Consider the following 6,011-nt stretch of genomic DNA (forward strand, 5'->3'; position numbering starts at 1 on the left):
CCCTACTTTACGGACGGCCCCCCGGACCCGGGCCCGCGCCCGGAGCCCTCCCCGAGTGGCGTAGGTTTTCCCCTGGGGCTGCGCCCACGGACGGGGCGGCGCACAGACGAACCAAGACTGCAAGGGGAGACAACACGCTCATGAGCGATGTTCTGGAGCTGGTGGACGTATCCGTGGTCCGCGAGGGCCGGGCTCTGGTGGACCAGATCTCCTGGTCGGTCAAGGAGGGGGAGCGCTGGGTGATCCTCGGCCCCAACGGCGCCGGCAAGACCACGCTGCTGAACCTCGCCTCCAGCTACGTCTTCCCCACCAAGGGTTCCGCCACCATCCTCGGCAGCACCCTCGGCAAGGTGGACGTCTTCGATCTGCGCCCCCGCATCGGCATGGCCGGCATCGCGATGGCCGACAAGCTGCCCAGGCGCCAGACCGTGCTGGAGACCGTCCTCACCGCCGCGTACGGGATGACGGCCACCTGGCAGGAGCAGTACGAGGAGATCGACGAGCAGCGCGCCCGCGCCTTCCTCGACCGCCTCGGAATGACGCCCTACCTCGACCGGAAGTTCGGCACGCTCTCCGAGGGCGAGCGCAAGCGCACCCTGATCGCCCGCGCGCTGATGACCGACCCCGAGCTGCTGCTGCTCGACGAGCCCGCCGCCGGTCTCGACCTCGGCGGCCGCGAGGACCTCGTACGACGCCTCGGCCGGCTCGCCCGCGATCCGCTCGCGCCGTCGATGATCATGGTCACGCACCACGTCGAGGAGATCGCCCCCGGCTTCACCCACGTCATGATGATCCGTCAGGGCAAGGTCGTCGCGGCCGGACCCATCGATCTCGAACTGACCTCCCGCAACCTCTCCCTCTGCTTCGGCCTGCCGCTCGTCGTCACGCGCAACGAGAGCGACCGCTGGACCGCCCAGGGCCTGCCCCTGCGGTAATCCGCGCTCTGGAGCCCGTCGTCCCCTGTCCGGACCGCGCCCACCCGACCTACCATGACCATGTGGACATCGACGCGTGGGTGTGGTGGCTCATCGGCGCGGTCGGACTGGGCATCCCCCTGGTCCTGACCGCGATGCCCGAGTTCGGCATGTTCGCCGCCGGAGCGGTGGCGGCCGCCGTGACGGCGGCCCTCGGCGGGGGAGTGGTCGCCCAAGTCCTGGTCTTCGTGGCCGTGTCGGTCGCGCTCATCGCGGTCGTCCGCCCGATCGCCAACCGGCACCGCAACCAGAAACCCCAACACCGCAGCGGAATCGACGCGTTGAGGGGCCGCAGCGCCGTGGTCCTGGAACGCGTGGACGCGGGCGGCGGCGGCCGGATCAAGCTCGCCGGGGAAATCTGGTCGGCGCGCTCCCTGGACGCGGACATCACCTTCGAACCGGGCCAGTCCGTCGACGTGGTGGAGATCGACGGGGCGACCGCCGTCGTCATGTGACGGACCAGCACATGAGCAACTCGCCTGTGGGCGGGCCACATGTGGGCAAGCAGCCGACCCGCGGCCCCGGGGTCTGCGAGACTCCGCTGAACGGGGCAGCACAGACAGCCGGAAGGGCACGGGGAACCGCATGCAACCGATCATCATCGTTCTGATCATTCTGGTGGTTCTGGTCTTCATCGCACTGGTCAAGACGATCCAGGTGATCCCGCAGGCCAGCGCCGCCATCGTCGAGCGATTCGGCCGCTACACCCGCACCCTCAACGCGGGCCTCAACATCGTCGTCCCGTTCATCGACTCGATCCGCAACCGGATCGACCTCCGCGAACAGGTCGTCCCCTTCCCGCCGCAGCCCGTCATCACCCAGGACAACCTCGTCGTCAACATCGACACGGTCATCTACTACCAGGTGACCGACGCCCGCGCCGCGACGTACGAGGTCGCCAGCTACATCCAGGCCATCGAGCAGCTCACCGTCACCACGCTCCGCAACATCATCGGCGGCATGGACCTGGAGCGGACCCTGACCTCCCGCGAGGAGATCAACGCGGCCCTGCGCGGAGTCCTCGACGAGGCCACCGGCAAGTGGGGCATCCGCGTCAACCGCGTCGAGCTGAAGGCCATCGAGCCGCCGACCTCCATCCAGGACTCGATGGAGAAGCAGATGCGCGCCGACCGAGACAAGCGCGCCGCGATCCTCCAGGCCGAAGGTGTCCGCCAGTCCGAGATCCTGCGCGCCGAGGGCGAGAAGCAGTCCTCCATCCTGCGCGCCGAGGGTGACGCCAAGGCCGCGGCCCTGCGCGCCGAGGGCGAGGCGCAGGCCATCCGTACGGTCTTCGAGTCCATCCACGCGGGCGACGCCGACCAGAAGCTGCTCGCCTACCAGTACCTCCAGATGCTCCCGAAGCTCGCCGAAGGCGACGCCAACAAGCTCTGGATCGTCCCGAGCGAGATCGGCGACGCCCTCAAGGGCCTCTCCGGAGCCATGGGCAACTTCGGCCCGATGGGCGCCGCCTCCGGCTTCAACCCGCAGAATGTCGGCAAGGACGGCGGCGGCAGCGGCGGGATCCCCGCCGCGCGCGACAAGGACGCCGCGGAACGCCGCGAACAGCCCCCCATCGACTGAAGGGGGCGTCCCCTCCGGCATGATCAGTGAGGCCCCTCGACCTTCACGGCGGGGAGGCGACTCACTCATGCAAAGGGGACGACCCCGCCCATGTCCATCTGGGAATCACTCGCGGTCTTCGCGGCCGGCATCGGCGCCGGCACCATCAACACCATCGTCGGTTCCGGCACCCTGATCACCTTCCCGGTGCTGCTGGCCACCGGCCTGCCGCCGGTCACCGCCAACGTCTCCAACACCCTGGGCCTCGTACCCGGTTCCATCAGCGGAGCCATCGGCTACCGCAAGGAGCTCCAGGGCCAGCGCTCCCGGATCATCCGGCTCGGCGCCGTCTCCCTCGTCGGCGGACTCGCCGGCGCGATCCTGCTCCTCACCCTGCCGTCGGACTCCTTCGACACGATCGTGCCCGTCCTGATCGGCCTGGCCCTCGTGCTCGTCGTCTTCCAGCCCAAGCTGGCCGCCGCCCTGCGCAGGCGCCAGGAGGCCGCGGGAGGCGACACCGGCCATCCCGACGGCGGCCCCCTGCTGCTGTCGGGCATGCTGCTCTCCAGCGCGTACGGGGGCTACTTCGGCGCCGCCCAAGGCGTGCTCTACATCGGCCTCATGGGCCTGCTGCTCCGCGAGGACCTCCAGCGGATCAACGCGGTGAAGAACGTCGTCGCGGCGATGGTGAACGGCATCGCGGCCGTCTTCTTCCTCTTCGTCGCAGAGTTCGACTGGACGGCCGTCCTGCTCATCGCCGTCGGCTCCACCATCGGCGGCCAGCTCGGCGCCAAAGTCGGCCGCCGCCTGCCGCCCACCGTGCTGCGCGCCGTGATCGTGACCGTCGGGATCATCGCGATCGTCCAGCTGCTGCTCCGCTGAGCGACGTAGAAAACGTACGTCGCCCAGCGCAGCCGTCTATCCGGCGGGACGATCCCGCCCTACGCGATCATTCGCGGCCCTACGCGGAACGCTCCAGCCACTCCGGCAGCGCCTCCCGGCCGCCCACCCCCAGCGCGAGCAGCATGGCGTCGGCCGGCGAGGGAACGAAGGGCTTCCGGAGGAGCGGCATCCCCGCCTCCTCCGGAGTCCGCGCGGCCTTGCGGTGGTTGTCCTCGGAGCAGGAGGCCACCGTGTTCAGCCAGGTGTCCCCACCACCCTGCGCCCGCGGAAGCACGTGGTCCACGGTCGTCGCGCGCTTCCCGCAGTAGGCGCACCGGTGTTGGTCCCGGATCAACACCCCCCTCCGTGACCAGGGAGCATGTCTCCGGAAGGGCACCCGTACGTACCTGCAGAGTCTGATCACCCGCGGCAGCGGAAGTTCCATCGTGGCCGCGCGCACACGGAACTCGGGATGCGCCTGTTCGACCACGGCCTTGTCCTGGAGCACCAGGACCACAGCCCGGTTCATCGTCACCGTCGACAGCGGCTCGAAGCTCGCGTTCAGCACCAGCGTGTCCCGCATCTCGCCCACCTCCCGTGTGCAGGCCCGCGACCACCCTGGCGGCAGGGCCCGCAACCACTCTGGTCGCGCGCGCCACGCGGGACAACGCAATAAAAATGCCCGGTCCTGGTCGTCTTTAGACCAGGACCGGGCTAACGCTCGGAGAACGAAGGGCGGAAGGCTCAGCCCGCGGGAGCCTCGTATTCCCCGACGAGCTGCGCACGCCCCAGCGTGTGGAACCGCAGATTGAACCCGACGGCGGCCGGCGACACGTCCGCGCCGGGCCCGAGCTTCTCCTCGTCCACCGCGTACACGGTGAACACGTAACGGTGCCGCTCCCCGGCCGGGGGAGCCGCCCCGCCGAAGTCCTGGGTGCCGTAGTCGTTCCGTACGTGCACGGCCCCGGCGGGCAGCCCCTCGAACTTCCCGGAGCCCGCCCCGGCCGGCAGCTCGGTGACCGAGACCGGCAGATCGAAGAGCACCCAGTGCCAGAACCCGCTCCCCGTCGGCGCGTCCGGGTCGAAGCAGGTCACGGCGAAGCTCTTGGTCCCCTCCGGGAACCCCTCCCACCGCAGGTGCGGCGACACGTTCCCACCGGCCAGCACCTGGGCGGACCCCAGATCCGCCCCGGGCTCCAGGTCCGCGCTGCTCACGGTGAAGGCGTGCACCGCCGGATGGAAATCGTGGGGGAGCGGCGCCCTGCTCTGCTCGGCCACTGCGGAACCTCCTGCTGGGTTGAGTCGACGCTGACGGGTACCTGTACCGGCACCGAGCCTAGATCCGCTCAGAGCCAGTTGCGCTGCGAACCCACCGACGAGATCCACTGGTTCAGGTAGGCCGCCCAGTCGGTGCCCTGGTAGGACTGCAGCCCCACCTGGAAGCAGCGGAAGGTGTCACTGCCCTCGCTGAACAGCCCCGGCTTCTTGTCCATCTCCAGGACGACGTCCATCTCGCGCCCGTCGGACACGAAGGTCAGCTCGACCTGGTTCAGCCCCCGGTACTGCGACGGCGGCAGGAACTCGATCTCCTGGTAGAACGGCAGCGTCTGCCGCGTCCCCCGGATGTGCCCGCGCTCCATGTCGGCACTGCGGAAGGAGAAGCCCAGCTGCGTGAAGGCGTCGAGGATCGCCTGCTGCGCCGGCACCGGGTGCACGTTGATCGCGTCGAGGTCGCCGGCGTCCACCGCCCGCGCGATCTCCAGCTCGGTGCTGACCCCGATGTTCATCCCGGGCAGCTGACGCCCCCCGAAGTGGGTGATCGGCGTCTCCCAGGGGATCTCCAGCCCGAACGGCACCACGTGCAGAGCGCCCGCCTGCACCTGGAAGGCACCACCGAGACGCTGCTTGGTGAAGACCACGTCCTGCTTGTACTCCTGGTCGTTGCCCTCCACCTCCACCCGTGCCTGGAGCCCGACGGACAGCCCCTCGATCTGCTGCTCCACGGACCCGCCCTGGATCCGGACCTCGCCCTGGACGATCCCGCCCGGTACGACGTTCGGCTCGGTGATGACGGTGTCGACCGAAGCACCACCGGCACCCAGGCTCGCGAACAGCTTCCTGAACCCCATGCTCTGACTCCCCTATACGACGTGCTCGAAAAAAGTCCTGCGCAAGACCCGCGCGACCCCGCGCGGCACTACCTCTACAAACGCGGAACCTTAGGCCCCGGTTGCAGGAGTACGCAGTCCACTACGCTCGACTGGATGAGCGCGCGCCCCGACCGTACGCCCCTGCCCAGGTCCTTCTTCGACCGCCCGGTCCTGACCGTGGCCCCGGACCTCCTCGGCCGCACCCTGGTCCGCCGCACCCCGGACGGCCCACTGGAACTGCGCATCACGGAGGTGGAGGCGTACGAGGGGGAAGCCGACCCGGGCTCCCACGCCTACCGGGGCCGGACGGCGCGCAACGCGTCGATGTTCGGTCCACCCGGACACGCGTACGTCTACTTCATCTACGGCATGTGGTTCAGCCTCAACGTGGTCTGCGGCCCGCCGGGCCACGCGAGCGGTGTCCTGCTGAGGGCGGGGGAGATCA

At 69.5% G+C, this 6,011-nt stretch carries 8 protein-coding genes (1 of these 8 only partly in view); 5 read left to right on the plus strand and 3 right to left on the minus strand.

Annotated elements, in window-relative coordinates; genetic code table 11:
• Window positions 1-140: 140 nt before the first annotated feature.
• The 4 genes from OG276_RS29625 to OG276_RS29640 all read left to right on the plus strand — a co-directional run bounded on the left by OG276_RS29625 (window position 141) and on the right by OG276_RS29640 (window position 3,416).
• Window positions 141-935 carry an ABC transporter ATP-binding protein gene (locus OG276_RS29625; RefSeq protein WP_266909851.1) on the plus strand — a complete coding sequence of 265 codons (795 nt, stop codon included), beginning with the start codon at window positions 141-143 and terminating at the stop codon, window positions 933-935.
• Window positions 936-997: 62 nt separating this feature from the next.
• Complete coding sequence (locus OG276_RS29630; RefSeq protein ID WP_266909853.1) at window positions 998-1,429, plus strand: NfeD family protein; 432 nt, start codon at window positions 998-1,000, stop codon at window positions 1,427-1,429.
• Window positions 1,430-1,559: 130 nt separating this feature from the next.
• Window positions 1,560-2,555, plus strand: coding sequence for an SPFH domain-containing protein (locus tag OG276_RS29635; RefSeq protein WP_266909855.1), 996 nt, complete (start codon window positions 1,560-1,562; stop codon window positions 2,553-2,555).
• A gap of 90 nt (window positions 2,556-2,645) precedes the next feature.
• Window positions 2,646-3,416, plus strand: coding sequence for a sulfite exporter TauE/SafE family protein (locus tag OG276_RS29640; RefSeq protein WP_266909857.1), 771 nt, complete (start codon window positions 2,646-2,648; stop codon window positions 3,414-3,416).
• A gap of 79 nt (window positions 3,417-3,495) precedes the next feature.
• Here OG276_RS29640 and OG276_RS29645 read toward each other — a convergent pair whose 3' ends face one another.
• From OG276_RS29645 to OG276_RS29655, 3 genes are all read right to left on the minus strand, one after another.
• Window positions 3,496-3,999 carry an HNH endonuclease gene (locus OG276_RS29645; RefSeq protein WP_254387938.1) on the minus strand — a complete coding sequence of 168 codons (504 nt, stop codon included), beginning with the start codon at window positions 3,997-3,999 and terminating at the stop codon, window positions 3,496-3,498.
• A 161-nt stretch (window positions 4,000-4,160) separates the two neighbouring features.
• Complete coding sequence (locus tag OG276_RS29650; RefSeq protein WP_266909859.1) at window positions 4,161-4,694, minus strand: YbhB/YbcL family Raf kinase inhibitor-like protein; 534 nt, start codon at window positions 4,692-4,694, stop codon at window positions 4,161-4,163.
• 68 nt (window positions 4,695-4,762) lie between these two features.
• Complete coding sequence (locus tag OG276_RS29655) at window positions 4,763-5,545, minus strand: sporulation protein (RefSeq protein WP_266909861.1); 783 nt, start codon at window positions 5,543-5,545, stop codon at window positions 4,763-4,765.
• A gap of 135 nt (window positions 5,546-5,680) precedes the next feature.
• On the opposite strand from OG276_RS29655, the gene OG276_RS29660 reads away from it, so the two are divergent.
• Window positions 5,681-6,011, plus strand: partial view of a DNA-3-methyladenine glycosylase gene (locus OG276_RS29660; RefSeq protein ID WP_266909863.1) — the 5' portion only. The gene runs 311 nt beyond the window's last position; the window shows 331 of its 642 coding nt (coding positions 1-331); it begins with the start codon at window positions 5,681-5,683; the stop codon falls past the right edge of the window.

This window comes from Streptomyces sp. NBC_00086 (assembly GCF_026343255.1).
In the GTDB taxonomy this organism is placed as follows: Bacteria; Actinomycetota; Actinomycetes; order Streptomycetales; family Streptomycetaceae; genus Streptomyces.

Coding starts and splice junctions, on each gene's coding strand:
- OG276_RS29635 (WP_266909855.1), top strand. CDS start 1,560: ATGCAACCGATCATCATCGTTCTGATCATTCTGGTGGTTCTGGTCTTC.
- OG276_RS29645 (WP_254387938.1), bottom strand. CDS start 3,999: ATGCGGGACACGCTGGTGCTGAACGCGAGCTTCGAGCCGCTGTCGACG.
- OG276_RS29655 (WP_266909861.1), bottom strand. CDS start 5,545: ATGGGGTTCAGGAAGCTGTTCGCGAGCCTGGGTGCCGGTGGTGCTTCG.
- OG276_RS29625 (WP_266909851.1), top strand. CDS start 141: ATGAGCGATGTTCTGGAGCTGGTGGACGTATCCGTGGTCCGCGAGGGC.
- OG276_RS29640 (WP_266909857.1), top strand. CDS start 2,646: ATGTCCATCTGGGAATCACTCGCGGTCTTCGCGGCCGGCATCGGCGCC.